Annotated in this window: 17 protein-coding genes and 1 tRNA gene; 1 reads left to right on the top strand and 17 read right to left on the bottom strand. The window is 38.2% G+C overall.

All coding sequences use genetic code 11. From position 1 onward, the window contains the following. Positions 1–195 precede the first annotated feature (195 nt). From QRD02_RS07000 to QRD02_RS06920, 17 genes are all read right to left on the bottom strand, one after another. The gene (locus QRD02_RS07000; protein ID WP_290254217.1) at positions 196–1221 is read right to left on the bottom strand and encodes a T9SS type A sorting domain-containing protein; all 1026 of its coding nucleotides are present in this window, start codon (positions 1219–1221) and stop codon (positions 196–198) included. A gap of 316 nt (positions 1222–1537) precedes the next feature. Continuing rightward, the gene (locus tag QRD02_RS06995; protein ID WP_290254216.1) at positions 1538–2383 is read right to left on the bottom strand and encodes a hypothetical protein; all 846 of its coding nucleotides are present in this window, start codon (positions 2381–2383) and stop codon (positions 1538–1540) included. A 75-nt stretch (positions 2384–2458) separates the two neighbouring features. Continuing rightward, positions 2459–3052 (bottom strand): Crp/Fnr family transcriptional regulator, encoded by a 594-nt coding sequence (locus QRD02_RS06990; RefSeq protein ID WP_290254215.1) that lies wholly within the window; start codon positions 3050–3052, stop codon positions 2459–2461. Between the two features lie 33 nt (positions 3053–3085). Then, on the bottom strand, positions 3086–4102 hold the full coding sequence (locus tag QRD02_RS06985) for a S41 family peptidase (protein ID WP_290254214.1): 1017 nt from the start codon (positions 4100–4102) through the stop codon (positions 3086–3088). 1 nt (position 4103) lies between these two features. Further along, a complete protein-coding gene (locus QRD02_RS06980) occupies positions 4104–4922 on the bottom strand; it encodes a hypothetical protein (protein WP_290254213.1) in 819 nt (272 codons plus the stop codon). 286 nt (positions 4923–5208) lie between these two features. Beyond that, on the bottom strand, positions 5209–6075 hold the full coding sequence (locus QRD02_RS06975) for an AraC family transcriptional regulator (RefSeq protein ID WP_290254212.1): 867 nt from the start codon (positions 6073–6075) through the stop codon (positions 5209–5211). A 493-nt stretch (positions 6076–6568) separates the two neighbouring features. Beyond that, entirely contained in the window at positions 6569–7186 is a 618-nt protein-coding gene (locus QRD02_RS06970) for an alpha/beta hydrolase (protein ID WP_290254211.1), read from the bottom strand. An 8-nt stretch (positions 7187–7194) separates the two neighbouring features. Further along, the gene (locus QRD02_RS06965) at positions 7195–8130 is read right to left on the bottom strand and encodes a ring-cleaving dioxygenase (protein ID WP_290254210.1); all 936 of its coding nucleotides are present in this window, start codon (positions 8128–8130) and stop codon (positions 7195–7197) included. 25 nt (positions 8131–8155) lie between these two features. After that, on the bottom strand, positions 8156–8398 hold the full coding sequence (locus QRD02_RS06960) for a hypothetical protein (protein ID WP_290254209.1): 243 nt from the start codon (positions 8396–8398) through the stop codon (positions 8156–8158). A 195-nt stretch (positions 8399–8593) separates the two neighbouring features. Next, entirely contained in the window at positions 8594–9502 is a 909-nt protein-coding gene (locus QRD02_RS06955) for a DUF5996 family protein (protein WP_290254208.1), read from the bottom strand. Positions 9503–9585: 83 nt separating this feature from the next. Beyond that, a complete protein-coding gene (locus QRD02_RS06950; protein ID WP_353959569.1) occupies positions 9586–9711 on the bottom strand; it encodes a (4Fe-4S)-binding protein in 126 nt (41 codons plus the stop codon). Positions 9712–9732: 21 nt separating this feature from the next. Beyond that, positions 9733–10653: a ClpXP adapter SpxH family protein gene (locus QRD02_RS06945; protein ID WP_290254207.1), complete on the bottom strand. Its 921-nt coding sequence runs from the start codon at positions 10651–10653 to the stop codon at positions 9733–9735. A gap of 68 nt (positions 10654–10721) precedes the next feature. After that, on the bottom strand, positions 10722–11102 hold the full coding sequence (locus QRD02_RS06940; RefSeq protein ID WP_290254206.1) for a nuclear transport factor 2 family protein: 381 nt from the start codon (positions 11100–11102) through the stop codon (positions 10722–10724). Between the two features lie 10 nt (positions 11103–11112). Continuing rightward, entirely contained in the window at positions 11113–11688 is a 576-nt protein-coding gene (locus QRD02_RS06935; protein WP_290254205.1) for a YceI family protein, read from the bottom strand. 35 nt (positions 11689–11723) lie between these two features. After that, positions 11724–12182, bottom strand: a complete 459-nt coding sequence (locus QRD02_RS06930) for an NADPH-dependent FMN reductase (protein WP_290254204.1) — start codon at positions 12180–12182, stop codon at positions 11724–11726. A gap of 142 nt (positions 12183–12324) precedes the next feature. Further along, entirely contained in the window at positions 12325–13839 is a 1515-nt protein-coding gene (locus tag QRD02_RS06925; RefSeq protein ID WP_290254203.1) for a catalase, read from the bottom strand. Between the two features lie 461 nt (positions 13840–14300). After that, a tRNA-Pro gene (locus tag QRD02_RS06920) sits at positions 14301–14374 on the bottom strand. A gap of 285 nt (positions 14375–14659) precedes the next feature. Here QRD02_RS06920 and trxB point away from each other — a divergent pair. Further along, the gene (gene trxB, locus QRD02_RS06915; RefSeq protein WP_290254202.1) at positions 14660–15622 is read left to right on the top strand and encodes a thioredoxin-disulfide reductase; all 963 of its coding nucleotides are present in this window, start codon (positions 14660–14662) and stop codon (positions 15620–15622) included. Positions 15623–15659: the final 37 nt, after the last annotated feature.

Genomic DNA, 15659 nt, shown 5'->3' with positions numbered 1-15659 from the left:
TTTTTGAATTTGCCTAAAGTGGAGTTTTCCGAAGCGCATATTTCTTTTTCAAATGCATTAAACATCCTTTGGGATTATGCATATTTTCATTTGACTTTCTAATGTATTTTTAATGTACTAATCATACTGTATCCATACTGTATCCATACTGTATCCATACTGGATGCATACACTTCCATAAATGGCAACCAAACTTTAATGGTGTATAACAATTTTTTCTGTAAGTGTTTCGGTTGCAGTGTTTAACTTAAGAAGATATATTCCTTCCGAAACATTTGGAAGATCAAAATGTAGTTTGTTCTTTCCTGACGTAATATTCTGCACACCCCAATAGTGAACGGGCTGCCCGTCCATTGAAAATAGCGTTGCGGCTACCTGTGAATATTGATCTGTTTGAAAGGCAATTTCTACAAAATCGTTCGCAGGATTGGGAAAAATATTCATTTTGGCAGATTCAGAATTAACATCAGAAATTGCCAATACCAAATTGGAAAGATAGTCGCCTGTGCGAATTGTTTGTCCATTGAAGATGGTAGTACGCATTGAAAGCAAAGGATTTGGTATGCCAGCTTTGAAAAAGGTATATGAGTTTTCGATCCAGGGACCTCTGAAAATCTCGATACCATCTAAAGTTATTACTATTTCTGATTCGATTGCATTTTTTACTCGCAATACATCTGCATAGTTTCCGGTGGGAAGTAAAAGCGTTCCGTAACCGTCCACTGTGATTGTTGATGTGCCCGTCTGTTGCGTAACATTATTACTCCCAATTTTCGTTTCAAATATCCAGTCATCCACAAAGCTGTCATTCATTGTAAATGGAAATTGTAGTTCCAGAAAAGGGTTTACATACACTGCCTGTAAGTCATCTGATGGCATTACTATTCCCAATCTGTCTAAACGGGATTCTCCGTAGTAGCTATATTTAAAAATAGTACCATCATCACTCACGGAAAGGTGGGTGGCATTAGGAAATAAATCACTGCCCGGTTTATTTTCGGGCGATTGAAATGTCATGCTATTGGAATCAAAATCCTCTAACTCGGAATAATCCCAAACTTGATTTGCCCCTCCTTGGCCGGGCTCAATAAAAGCGGCAGTAGTTAGGGTAAATGAGTCGCCAACGGAAGGTGTTAAATCACTTAAATTAATTATTGGCTGTGATAGTGCGGCAAATGTCGGAAATACGGCAGAGAAAAATAATAGCTGTTTTGTTTTCATAATTTTCTTTTTGTTTGTGTGTTGATTTTTTGAAAAGTATTTCAACTTTTCCGAATGATTTTATGTAGGGTACAAAGGTCACAACCAATGGCTTAATACGCTTGTACAAAAACGACGTGGTTTAATGTTCCACTTTATATTATCCAAAAATTGATACATAGAATTTCATACTCACTAAGGGAGTGGGTAAAAAATGTGAAATATGTGATCTGAGTTTTCTTTATGTGTATAAGTAGATACTAAGGGCTAGCGATTATGCTGAAATCGAGTGTTTTCAACTTCGGTTTCTAAATCACTGAAAGGCGTACTATAAATACTAGTTAATCCTGTCTAACAACTTTGGGTTTTTTCCTGAAAAATCTATCCACGGATTTTTCCCCATCCATTTATATGATTCAACGGAAGGCTCCTCATATTTCATTTCGAATTTTTCCGGACCGTGGGCAAAGGCTACAACCAAACCATAGTCAGCATCAAAAAATCCGCCATGAGGAATTAAACCGGGATAGCTGATGCGCCATCCAATGTTATGGACAGCTACATTTTCCAATGTTAATTTCGCAACATTATTATTGGGTAATACAAAAAACCAGGTCCACGGGCCGCCCGATACTATTGTCATCACTTCGTCAATTCCCATTCCGTTGTCTGAAATATTTACGTGTAGTTTTCCAAACTTATTCTGCAGAAAAAAAATTACTTCGGGTGACAATGATTTCATATCATAAACTTTGGGATATGGAGACATAGCTTCCTCTTTTGTAGATAAAAACCCGCCCCCAATGGCTTCCGGTTTCCTTCCGGCTTTTTCTATTTGCTCCAATAATTCATTTCTGTCCAGATAAAAAAGGGAGATTAGCGACTCCGCTTCGGCATTCGTTAAAGCTCTTTTTCTTGAATTTTTAATTAATGGTTTCGCTTCGTCAGGTATAGTGACTGTACTAACGTGCACGCCTATCGTTTTCAAAATTGAATTAATTTTTTCCACCCCTACAATATCTGCACTGCCATCGCTAAAGGATAGTGTAATATTCTGAAGATTTTGATTTTGAGACCAAGAGGTCGATGCCATTGATACAAAAGCAAAAAAGAGTTGAAATACCTTGATTTTTTTTAGGATGCCTAATTGTTCTTTTACTGAATTCTTAATTGAAATTTCCATTTGTGTTCTTTTTTAAATTACTGGACAAAGGTTTAGCTTATTGGGATAAAAAAAATTAAGAAATCTTAAGAACCGTTATTGATGAAGTTTTTTTCGTATGGTGCTTAAATGTTCCGGTGAAATGCCCAAATATGAAGCAACCATATATTGTGGTACTGCCTGCTCAATATCCCTATACTTTGATAAAAAATTTAAGTAACGAGATTCCGAAGTCTCACTTATAGCTTTTAACGTGTGAACTTGAGTAGCTACGTATGCACTCTGTATTTTAATTCTAAAAAAACGTTCCATTATTGGAACCTTATTAAAAAGCGTTTCCAATTTATCTCTATGGATCTGTAAAACTGTAGATGCCCTTATGGCTTGAATAGTATATTGTGCGGGCGCATTTGATAAATAACTATGCAAATCATTTACCCACCAATTTTTTATGCCGAATTGAACTATAAATTCTTCACCCTTTTCATTATTGGAATAAACCCTCAAGCAACCGTCGCAGACAAATCGCATATGATGGGAGACATCACCTTTAAATAGCAGAAATTCCTTTTTGTTTAATTGTTTGGGTTCAAATAATTCAATGACCAAGTTCAGGTCACTATCTGAGATGGGAACTGTATTTTTGATGGTATTGATTAAGGATACATATAAATCTTCCTTGGCTTTCATAACCTTCTTCCTATTTTTTAACGTCGAATAAAATTATTTTAAACTATCAATGGCCGTTTGAAGTGTTTTGTCTATTCCCGCAGTAACATCGGAGAGTATGTTTTTACTGTAAATATCAGGCTCTAAGCCAATACCTTCGTATGAATTTCCATCAAACATTTCCGTTTTTTGAGTGACAAGCGAATAGAACCAGCCATTGGCCAATTCCCTTCCTATCATTGTGCCGTGAGCACCATTGGTGATTTCTCCCATTAGCCTCACATTGGGAAGGGTTTTGAATGCCATAACTGCGCGTTCACCAGCACTAATAGTATAGCGGTCAATTAGGACTATAATAGGTTTGTCAATATAGGCACCAGCGGGGTTTATGGTCCAATGGTGCCATTGCGTAAAATCATCCGGTCCCTTTCCATTTTTGGTTTTGCTGCGGAACACATAATGGGGTTGGTCTGTTAATCGGCCCATTTCCGAAAAGCAATAGGTGAAATCACCGCCTTGATTGTGGCGCAGATCAATGATGTAACCGTTAACATTATGGTATTGATTCAGAAAATCTTCTAATTTGAAAAAATTTTCGCCCACATAATCAAAATAGATATATGCTACATTTTCATTCTTAATTTTACCGTACAGATAACTGTTTTCATCACCTTCTTTATAACCAAATTCAAGGTATGTTTTTGTTATTGGAATGCTGAATAAGTTATCATCAATACGTTCATTTTTAATTTTATTTGAATAAAAAATCTCTCTGTTGGGAGCAGTAAGATTTACGTGCCCATCATCTAGTTTGGCCAACATTTGTGATAAAATATTAAAAAGTTCATCATCGGTAGTGTTAGTGTTTACCATGGGACGATAGATATTATATTCAGCCTGCCAATCGATATTTCTTTCTTCGAAAACAGCATATTCTTCATTAAAGGTATTCCACAGATTTTCAAAAATTGCTTCCGGATTGTTGGAAGGCTCTTCAATAAACATTTTTTCGCATCCCACCGTGGCGAGATATAGGAATACTATTGCTATAATTTTTTTTGTTGTGTTCATATTAGAAGTTGAAGTTTGTACCAATATTTAATGTTTGGCGATAGGACAGCAGATTTCTGGGCTCGCTGGAATGAAGAAATTCAAATAAATACGCAGCGCCAATGCTCCATTTTTCATTGAGGCTATAGGTATATTTTAAATCAAAATTGAAAGTTTGCAACTTATTCCAAGTTGCAAATTCACCATCGCCTATAAAGGAAAAAAATGTTTTAATTCCGGAGTGGGAACTTGTATTTTCTATGAATTCATCATCATTTACCAAATAAGGCGAACGAGCTAGCCAAGCAATAAGTGGAAGTTGAAGCGTTGTGCTTAAATTACTTTTTGAATTGATTGTGTATTTATACTTCCCAAATACGCCTAAATTAAGTGTGGAATAGTATCCAAAACTGCTGGTTCTACCATATTCGTAATTTAAGGATTGCACATCTATCGCAAAAAGACCACCGATGGTTAATGAATTTTTGGAAGATTCCTTTATATTTTTTCCCAATTGATAATCCACATCAATAAAAATGAAGCTATGTGGAGTAGTAGTTTCGGTTTCACCGGCTTCGGTATAATCATATGGTGATGATACAATTGGATCGAAATTTCCATAACGGAAGCTAATTTTTTGAAACATCTTTGCGTTTCGGGTATATTCAATTCCCACATTCAACAACGTAAAATCTGTATGGTATAGTGGTGAAAAAATTAAATCCTGTCTTGCAAGATAGCTTGTTCCCCAATGGAGCGAAAACGTGTTTTTTACTTCGCTTTCCTGTGCATAAATGCTAACGATTAAAAACAGAAATACTACGTGTATAATATTTTTCATTTGATAATTTTTGTTTCAGTAATAATCCTTCACAAATATGTATCGATGAGTGGGACGATCACAAATCTTTACTTAAGGATGTAAATTAGAAATTGAGGGATTTACGTTTTCGATGATACGCAATACAGTTAATTTCTGATTTACGGATTATTAGGAATTAGGGAACAAATATCAAAAGCGTCTGGAAATTAAACTTGTACAAAAGCGACCTGCCTTTCTTATTTAATAAGAAGGAATTAACCCCCCTTACGGAACGTTCAGAAAAAAGATTTAATAACTGAAGGAATTATGAGCTGGTAATTTGTATTCTTTGCTCAACAAAATTAGCGCCGTGAGTTACAAACAACTCATCGGAATTATTAGAGAAAAAGTTTTTAGGGCTTTCACCAGACAGACTTTTAAAATCCCTATAGAAGTGGGATTGGTCATAATACCCAGCTTCATAGGATAGGTTAGTAAGAGAAATGCTCGGATCTGTTTCCAATGAACAAAAAGCACTGTTAAGCCGAATGAGTTTAGACATTTCCTTGGGCGATATCCCAATTTTCGAAAGAAAGTGTCTTTGTAGTTGCCTAGTACAGATTCCTAATTTCTGCTCTAGGCCTTTTATGGAAATGTTCCCGTTGTTGGCTTTCATTTGTTCAATGGTATAGTCCACATAATCAATATGCTCTTGCCGTGGCAAAAGGCGCTTTTCCAAAAAACTGTTTAATTTTTCTATGCTTTCAGAATCTGAGGGAGATGCTTCCAATTGTTCCAAAAGTTCATGGGTGGCGTTGCCCCAAACCGCTTCCAGATCCAGACTGGGCATGTTTCGAAATTCTTCCATATTAACGGGAAGAAACCGTTGGGCCCCGGAAGATCTAAACTGTATTTTAATGAGGCGGGAGCGACCGGTAAATCTTAGCCATATAGGCTGAACAAGTGGACCCACCAAAAAAGCCCGCCTCTCGCGTTGCATGGGTGCATTTGCTCCTTGAAAGTTATATTCCCAAGTATCACCATATAGAAAAAACATGGCCACCTTTCCATAAGGAATAAGTCTCCAAACATTAGCCAGCTCCGTTGTTTTACTCCAATCAATATCCACAAGCATATAGTTGTCTATATAATTGCTTAAAGGAGAACTGGGTTTGAAAAGTTTAGTTTTCATAAGAATCACCAAAGGAACCGATTGAGAATTACTAAAATCTATTTTTTGCTAATAGTATGGTGTTGTAAGTAGACGCCATAAATTTCTTTAAGTTACACTACGTTTTTTCAAAGTTGGCGTGGGAACTCTGTTTGTTTCACTAGCAGCTCTTATTGTAAATGCCATAAGCAAGAAAACGATGCAATTGGCCCAAACAACAAATTTCCATTGACATTTTATCACTGCTCCATCTGTTCAACCGAGTGAATTGCTTGAAAAGAATGCAGTGATAATACCGGGTATGTACAGGGCAATGGCGAGATAAATTAAACTCATCGGTGAATAAATTGCCAATAATAATCGTGATGTTGAAGCAATCATAATGGATAAGTAGACCACAGAATTGTTTTATGTTAATAAATCCGATTTAAAATATTGAAATCCCTGTGCAAGATGTATTGATTAAATCTAAAAAACGATACGATAATTTTACGTCTCATATCTAACCCCACAATCATCCAAAGATCATTTTATTCGCCTTATCAATCTCATCTTGGGAAATGGTATGTGGCCTTCCTTTATAAACTTCTATATGCACTGAGGCATTCATTATTTGCAGCAGGGCAACACTTTCCTTTACACGTTCAAGCGGAACGTGTGGATCGGGGTCTCCAGTGCTGATAAAGATGGATGTCCCTTCAAAATCGCCGGAATAATTTTCGGGAGATAATGTGTCACCTATCATGCCTCCGGTAAATGCGGCAACACCACCATATTTTTGGGCATGGCGGGCAACAAACTCCAGCGTAAGACACGCACCTTGTGAGAAACCCATAAAGAAAATGCTATTAGGAGTAATTCCCTGTTCTGTTATTTCAGCCACAACTTCTTCTAACAAATCAAGAGCCGAGAAAAGCCAAGGCTCATTTTGCGCAGGTGGTGCCATAAACGAGTACGGATACCAGGTGTTGTTTGTTGCCGCGGGAGCGAGCAAGGCATATTCCGAAACATTTAAGTGGGAAGCAACACGGATGATGTCATGGGGGTCGGCTCCCCGGCCATGAACCATAATCAAAGCTTTTTCCGCATCTTGTAAAGATTTACCTGCCCTTATGATATTCTTTCTATGCATAACATTTATCAATTGGTTTGAAGATCCGGGAGTGCTTTTTCAATCTGGTTTCGCATCGCTTTATATCGATCGGGTAATTGCAACGAACTTCCTAGGTTTTCTACGGTTTCATCCGTAGCAAATCCCGGATTGTCGGTGGCAATTTCAAAAAGAACGCCTCCAGGCTCACGGAAGTAAAGTGAAAAAAAATAGTCACGGTTTATTTTCTCAGTGATGTGAAGACCCCTGGCTACAATTTTTTCTCTCATTGCCATCAAGTCCTCTTCATCTTTTACGCGAAATGCGACGTGGTGATTTGTGCCTCCTGCATTTAAGCCTCTTTGTTCTTTGGGCATTTCCAATAGATCTACAATAGCAGCATTTTCGACAGCGTCGGTTTTATATCGATATAAGTTTTCTTTCTGGGCGATCTGTTTATAACCGAATATTTCGGTGAGGATTGCCGCTGTAGGTTTTATATCATTTAAGGTTAACGTAACCGAATGAAAACCTTTCAGGGCAACATCCAGGTTTATTTCATCGGTTTTATGACCTTCGCGGCTATCGTTTTCCCTGGACTCAATTAAAGTGAGATGTAAGCCATCTGGATCCTGAAAGCTTAGTGATTTTTCCTCAAATCGCTCCCCCAGATCGTAGGAAATACGAAGTTTATCAAAATGCGATCTCCAAAAATTCAAACTTCCTATAGGTACCGAATAACCAATATCTGTGGCCATTCCAGCCCCGTTTTTTCCCTGCCTTACATTCTTCCAAGGAAAGAAGGTAAGAATGGTTCCAGGGTTGCCAACTTCATCCCCAAAGTAGAAGTGATAGGTCTGAGGGTCGTCAAAGTTTACAGTCCTTTTCACAAGACGCAGTCCGAGTGTTTTGGTATAAAAATCATAATTGCGCTGTGCATCGCCTGCAATAGCAGTAATGTGATGTATGCCTTTTATCTTTTTCATATTCTAATCGATTTTCCTTTTTAAATTAAACTTCTGCATTGATGCTAACTTCATTGGCCATTACTACTCTGCCGGCTTTCAATGCAGCATTCCAAGGGAGGCCAAATTCTTTCCAATTTATTTTTCCTACTATAGAAAAATCCGCTTTATGGCTGCCAATTGTAGTTCCTTGATGACCGTTAAATGCATAGGGTTCATCTAGAGGAATTATCTGTAGGTCATTTAAATATTCTTGCAAAACCAATCTACAGATTCTTATGAATTTCACTGCGAAATTTACTTAACTATCTTTTGAGGTTGCAATTGACGTTTCTTCCACTCTAATGTCTTTCGCTGCATGCCCGCGAGTTGCTTTCATTATCTTCATAATTCTTATTTTCAATCAATTGAAACATTTAGCGTTCTAAATATATTCCGAAAATTCCACAAAATTATATTTTGAATTATTGACAAATAGCGCACCTTAGCTCGGAACTTTCAATTCTTCAATGTTCCAACCAGCCAATTTTGCCCCAGCTTGATAACTACTTTGTAAGAAGTCTAAAATTTGCTCTTCAGGATTATCACTTTTTATTAAGTCGCTGTAAAGTAATAAAGCCAGAGGACTGCCATTGGAGTCTTGCCATTTAGCAGTATTAGGTTTCAACGGTTCTTTATCTATTCCTTTCGGGGACGGATATGTATAAGAATAAAATGCAGGTTCTTTAATGTTGTCATCTCCAAACCAGAATCCAAAACTTATCATTTCATGAGAATAAGCCTCTAATTCCACTTGAGAATTAGTGTTCATCTTTGGACCTTTTTTGCCTGAAAATCGTGTAACTACCAAATCAAAGTGATGCCAATAAATATGAACTGGACAGGTTTTGCTGTAAGATCTTCCGCTAAATTCCTGAAAAATCATATCAATTCGTAGTAAAATTTTCCAAGCTTTATGCACTGCCTCTTTATCATAGCTATGATGCTCTATGCATTTATTAAAAGGGATTTTATCGGAGAGGTCAAATGGTATTTCCAATATATCAAATGTGATATTGAGTTCCTTCAGGATAGCTTCCAATTTTTTATAAAATTCAGCTACTGAAAGTCCATCCATCAATTCAAAGAAACGTTGCTCTCCATTGCTTGTCCAAACATTCAAAGTATGGCTGATAAAATCAAAGTAGATTTCAAATGAAATATCATTAAAAGGAATGCCGCGCGTGGTAACACCTCGTGTTGTTGCGTAAAATGTTATATGCCACCAATGGTTCTTTTTCGGATTCAATGAGAGTCGCAATTTACCGACAATTTGAAAATAACGATGTAATGTTTCCTTGGTGTCCAACCATTCAGATAATGGAAATGCTGGAAATATAGTTTGATTACTCATGGCTTTTAATATTAATATTTTAGTCTTATACCATTAATTAATGCGATAAGTTTAAAGTGCATCATAAGTTGCATTGTTGGGTTTTATCCAAGGTTTTTTTTAGAATTGTAAACTTGTGGCAATGTTTTTACACATATACCCGCAGGTATACATCTTTCAATTTTCCATAAAATGGTTATCTCTCCGTTTGAAAATTCGTTTGATGTCATAATTTACTAATTTTCATTTTATTAAAGAAGGTTCCAAATGGAGCCATTTTTAGTTGAAAATTTCTTCAGATGACCTGTATTAGAAAGTTCGTTTAAGACCGCCTCACTTTCGGATCGTGGTGTTCCAGAAAGTTCGGAATACTCTTTTGCCGTAAGCGAATGATATTTAGAGAAAAGGGTTTCCCAATCTTTGCGGTATTCACTTTTTGTGGCATTGGGATTCAATTTCAGAATGGCCATTTCGTAAAAAGGGTAGGGCCGTGAGCCGTAAACGATTTCCTGTTTGCCAGAATTATCAACAAAAAATATGGTAGGAAATCCTCTTACGCCGAGTTCTTTCCCCAACTTCAAATCTTCCTCAAACATTGTTTTTGCCTTCCCATCAAAATCACTTTTCAATTGCTCCACATCGAGTCCAACAGTTTTGGCCGCCGCTGCTAAATGTTCCCATTTGGCAATATTTTTCTTTTGCAGAAAAACCATTTCCCGGATTTTCCTAAGAAACAAAATCGCTTTATCCTGGCCCTGTATTTGGGCAGCCTTAAAGGCAATGGATGGCGGATAGGACGAATCCAACGGATCTTCCAGCCAAACATCTCCGTCAATGGGCATATCGTAATGGGCGCTCACCTCGTCCCAATGTGAGGCTACATCCGAAGGTTCGCCAATACCTCCGCTGTTATAACTCCAATCTGGCAAAAGCCCGCCCATTCTGTAATCTATTTCAATAGTATTGCCATATTCCAATTTTAGTTTGCGCAATTGTGGCTCTATTCCCCAGCAGGAGGAACAAATGGGGTCTGTATAATAGATTAGCTTGATGGATTTTTTTCCAGATTGCACACTGTTAGAGGAAGTTGCAGTATTTCCGTCTGTTGTTTCACACATCCCGGTTTCTATATCGCACAAAAGCGGATTGTTTTTTAAAGTCTCGTTCTTCATATTCTTTCATTTTAATTATGTTTAGACTAATGTTTTCGTTTTAAGTCCTATAGTTTTATGTCAATCCACTAATTTACTTCTTCCGAAGTCGCAAATTCTTCCATTCTGGTAATCAAACCATTTTCTACTGTATATATCTGGACCCATTTTTGTTTTAGTTCGCGCCCGGACCGTTTTACCCTTTGGTGTTCCTGGCCGAGTACTACCACCATATTACCTTCCACAATATATTGTGTGGGTTCAAAATTGATGATTTCAGTACGTTCCATAATATTGGTAAAAAATGTACGTACTCCTTCCTTTTTTCCAAAAGTGCCGGCGGGAATAATTTGGGTACCATGATAAATCCAAAGTGTATCATCTGAAACTGTTGCCACAAATTTGTCAACATCTCCCGCGCTAAAGGCTTCGAACATTTTATTAACTACTGTTTTGGCTGGATTTTCCATAATGCTTTTTTTAAGGTTTTTGTTTTGCGAATTGTAAATGAGCCACAATGTTTACATCTTTGCCAACAGCGCTGCCGGTGGGATCGAAATTGATGTTATAATCAAACCTATTGATGGTGGTGGTAGCTTTCATTCCCAATTTCTCACCCTGATCGCTCTTGGCGATTCCTCCATAATGCACATCAAAAATTACATCTTTAGTCACATCCTTAATTGTGAGCTTTCCGTAAAGTAGATATTCGTTCGGTTTTCCTGTAGCCAAGATTTTAGTACTCTTAAAGGTCATATTTGGATATTTTTCCGCGTCAAAAAAGTCTGAGCTTCTCAGGTGGTTGTCCCTGTCATTCACATTTGTGTTTATACTTTGCACCTGTACGATAAAATTGAAATTGGCATCGGTTAATGCTTCTCCCTTTGTGGTCAACGTGCCGGAGTAGTCCAGGAATTTTCCGTTTACGATACTAATTCCGGAATGGGAGATATTGAAATTTAATGAGGAGTGGTAAGGGTCTACCGTCCATTGTGCCTGTGCAAATGACCCGAGAGACAGGAATATCGCTACAACTAATATTATTATATTTTTCATGGAATTTACTTTTTAAAAGTTAATACTACTTTCGATTACTGAGGTTTTTTTGCATTTGTATGCACCCAAATTTCAAAGGCTTGCAAAAAGCTCTTTAAGAATTTTTCGGTAGCGCTGTTGGTCAGTTTTCCGTTATCGTCAAAAAGTTCTGCAGCGCCTCCAAGATACGCTTCAGGTTGTGCCATTGCATGAACATTTACGAAAGTTAAAGATTGCCTTAAATGATGGTTCGCTCCAAAGCCGCTTATGGCGCCTGTAGAAACACTCACAATGCCACCAGGCTTTCCATTCCACGAATTTTCTCCATATGGGCGAGAACCGACGTCAATTGCATTTTTTAAAACTCCAGGCACTGAGCGATTATATTCCGGAGTAAAGAAGAGAAGACCATCTACAGCTCTAATTTTTTTGCGAAGCGCAACCCATTCTTCGGGAGGATTTGCTTCTAGATCCTCATTGAACATTGGGAGTTCCGATATGTCCAACAATTCCATGGATAATCAATCTGGAGCCATTGCCATCATCACTTTGGCTGTTTTAAGATTAAAAGATTCTTTACGAAGGCTTCCTACAACAACTGCGATATTATATTTTTTCATTCATTCGATTTTTGTTTGGTTTATTATTTTATAAAAATCAACGATGGCTGGGTCTCGGGGCATATCTATCATAAGGAGCCATATCAAAGCTGTTCACCTCATCCATCGATAAACTCAGTGCTTTTGCTACACCTTCACCATATTCAGGGTCGGCCTTATAACAGTTTCGGATATGGCGCACTTGAATAAATTTTTCTGCTCCGCCTATTTGGGCTGCAGTATTTTCAAACAATAGCTGCTCCTTACCATCTGCTTTGATTATGCGGAACAGATTGCCCGGCTGGGTGAAATAATCCTCATCGTCATCCCTAAAATTATGGGCATATGCATCGCCACTAAGCTCTAAAGGGGGTTCCTTGGCATTTGGTTGTTCCTGCCATTCACCGAAACTGTTTGGCTCATAATGTTTGGTGCCGCCATAATTCCCGTCTACACGCATGGCTCCATCGCGATGAAAGGCGTGATAGGGACAGGTTGGTTTATTTACGGGAATTTGATAATGGTTTACCCCAAGTCTATACCGTTGCGCATCTCCATAGGAAAATAACCTTCCCTGAAGCATTTTGTCTGGAGAGAACCCAATTCCGGGAACAATATTGGTGGGGTTAAATGCGGCCTGTTCTACATCCTGAAAATAATTTTCGGGATTTCTGTTTAATTCAAATTCACCCACGGGTATTAAAGGGAAATCCTTTTTTGACCATACCTTGGTTAAATCGAAAGGATGGAAACGGTATGTTTTTGCTTCTTCCTCGGTCATCACCTGAATGAACATCTTCCATTTTGGAAAATCCTTTTTTTCAATGGCTTCAAAGAGATCTCTTTGGGAGGATTCCCGATCTATGCCTACCAATTCTACGGCTTCCCTGTCGGTAAAATTTTCTATGCCTTGCTGAGTAACGAAATGGAACTTTACCCAATGTCTTTTATTTTCACTATTAATAAAACTATAGGTATGACTACCGAAACCGTGCATATGTCTATACCCTTTAGGAATACCACGGTCGCTCATAACAATGGTAACCTGGTGCAGGGCTTCGGGGAGTAGGGTCCAAAAGTCCCAATTATTATTGGCGTTCCGAAGATTTGTTTTTGGATCGCGCTTCACGGCGTGGTTCAAGTCGGGAAATTTCATAGGGTCGCGGAAGAAAAATACAGGTGTATTATTGCCTACCATGTCCCAGATTCCTTCCTCGGTATAAAATTTTAATGCAAAACCTCGGATATCCCTTTCGGCATCGGCAGCGCCACGCTCTCCGGCAACGGTGGAAAATCGGCTGAACATTTCTGTTTTTTTGCTAACTTCGCTGAAAATTTTGGCTTTAGTGTATTGGGTTATATCGTGGGTTACCGTGAAGGTGCCAAAAGCGCCCGATCCTTTGGCGTGCATTCTTCTTTCAGGAATGACCTCCCTATCGAAATTTGCCATTTTTTCAAGAAACCAGGCATCCTGCATTAACATCGGACCACGTGGTCCTGCGGTTTGGACATTTTGATTGTCTCCAACTGGTGCCCCAGTTTGTCTTGTAAGATTTGATTTATTTTCTTCCATGCCGTTCGGATTTTGAGTTATTTTGGTTGTTTTAAAAAAATGAATTTACGAAAATTTAAAGTCTTAAGGGTTTGATTTTATGGAAAATGAGAATTGCTAAATTCTATTTTGGTAATACCACCCATGGATATTAAAAACCTAAATTTTTGTATTTTAAATTAGGTGTGAAATGACCGAGGTCATATCACAAGCTGTTTACGGAATTCTGATAACAAGGGAAGAATATAATTAGTTCAATAATCTAACGGTGACAGTGAAAACCGTTGCTCTTTATAAGTGTCGAATTGACTAGCTTCAACGGTAGATATTTTTGAGTCCGGATTCTGCAGGATTTCAGCGTCGTGTAATCACACAATTCTTTAGATTAAATTTTTTATAGTAGCCGTTTATGTGGTTCAGAAAATAAAAAACCCTGCAAATCGATCGATTTACAGGGTTAGAAGTCAAAATTTTAAATTTTGTCGGGATGACAAGATTTGAACTTGCGACCCCACGCCCCCCAGACGTGTACGCTACCAGGCTGCGCTACATCCCGAATTTAATTTTGAATGGCAAAAATAATCAAATTAAAGACTTTGGCAAACAGCTTTTCTAATAAATAGTTTTTAAGGAAGATTTCAATTTTTGAAAGGCCTTAAATAGTTATTGAAATATATTTTTTTACCAAAAATCTCCAACAAAGTATTTTAAACAAACGGGGTGAGACAACGTTCATTAAAACTAACAATGCGGCAATAACAATTCTTCATAACTTTTAGTCCCACTTTCCTTCTAAAGTTGTTATTTTTACCATCGTAAAAAAATATTGAAGCAATAAATTATGAATGAATCTATTGAAAGAGTAAAATGCCTTATAATTGGTTCCGGGCCAGCCGGATATACGGCTGCTATTTATGCGGCGCGGGCCGATTTAAAACCCGTTATGTACACAGGAATGGAACCAGGCGGCCAATTGACCACAACTACTGAAGTGGATAATTTTCCCGGTTATCCCGATGGAATTGACGGCCCAACAATGATGGTGCAATTACAGCAGCAGGCGGAAAGATTTGGCACGGAGGTGAGAATAGGAATGGTGACCGAGGTGGAGTTCAGCGACCAAGTGGGCGGAATTCATAAAATTACAGTGGACAATACAACAAAACTGGAAGCAGAAACCGTTATAATCTCAACCGGAGCAACGGCAAAATATTTAGGTATTCCCAGCGAACAAAAATTGCGCGGAGGCGGCGTTTCGGCCTGTGCAGTTTGCGACGGCTTTTTTTATAAAGGACAAGATGTTGCCATTGTGGGCGCGGGCGACACCGCAGCCGAAGAAGCAACTTATTTGGCGAACATTTGCAAAAAAGTGACCATGCTGGTGCGGAAGGATTATATGCGCGCTTCAAAAGCCATGCAACACCGGGTGAACAACACAAAAAATTTAGAAGTGCTGTATAACACAGAGGTTGATGAGGTTTTGGGCGAACAAGTAGTAGAGGGTCTTAGAATGGTAAACAATCTTACTGGTGAAAAAAAGGAAATTCCTATTACTGGACTTTTTATAGCCATTGGCCATAAACCGAATACTGAAATTTTTAAAGGTCAGCTGGAAATGGACGATACGGGTTATTTAATTACCCACAGTAAAAGCACGAAAACAAACAAACCTGGAGTTTTTGCCAGTGGAGACGTGCAGGACAAGGAATACCGTCAAGCTGTTACCGCCGCAGGGACTGGATGTATGGCGGCACTGGACGCCGAGCGATACTTGGCTACAATTGAAACAGAAGTAACTGCTTAATCGAAATAATTTTTACAAAAGAAAAAGCCGCTGTGAA

The sequence above is a fragment of the Aequorivita aurantiaca genome, from assembly GCF_030410135.1.
GTDB classification, from domain to species: Bacteria; Bacteroidota; Bacteroidia; order Flavobacteriales; family Flavobacteriaceae; genus Aequorivita; species Aequorivita aurantiaca.
Note: the sequence above shows the minus strand (reverse complement) of the source record. Positions and strands in the feature narration are given on the sequence as shown.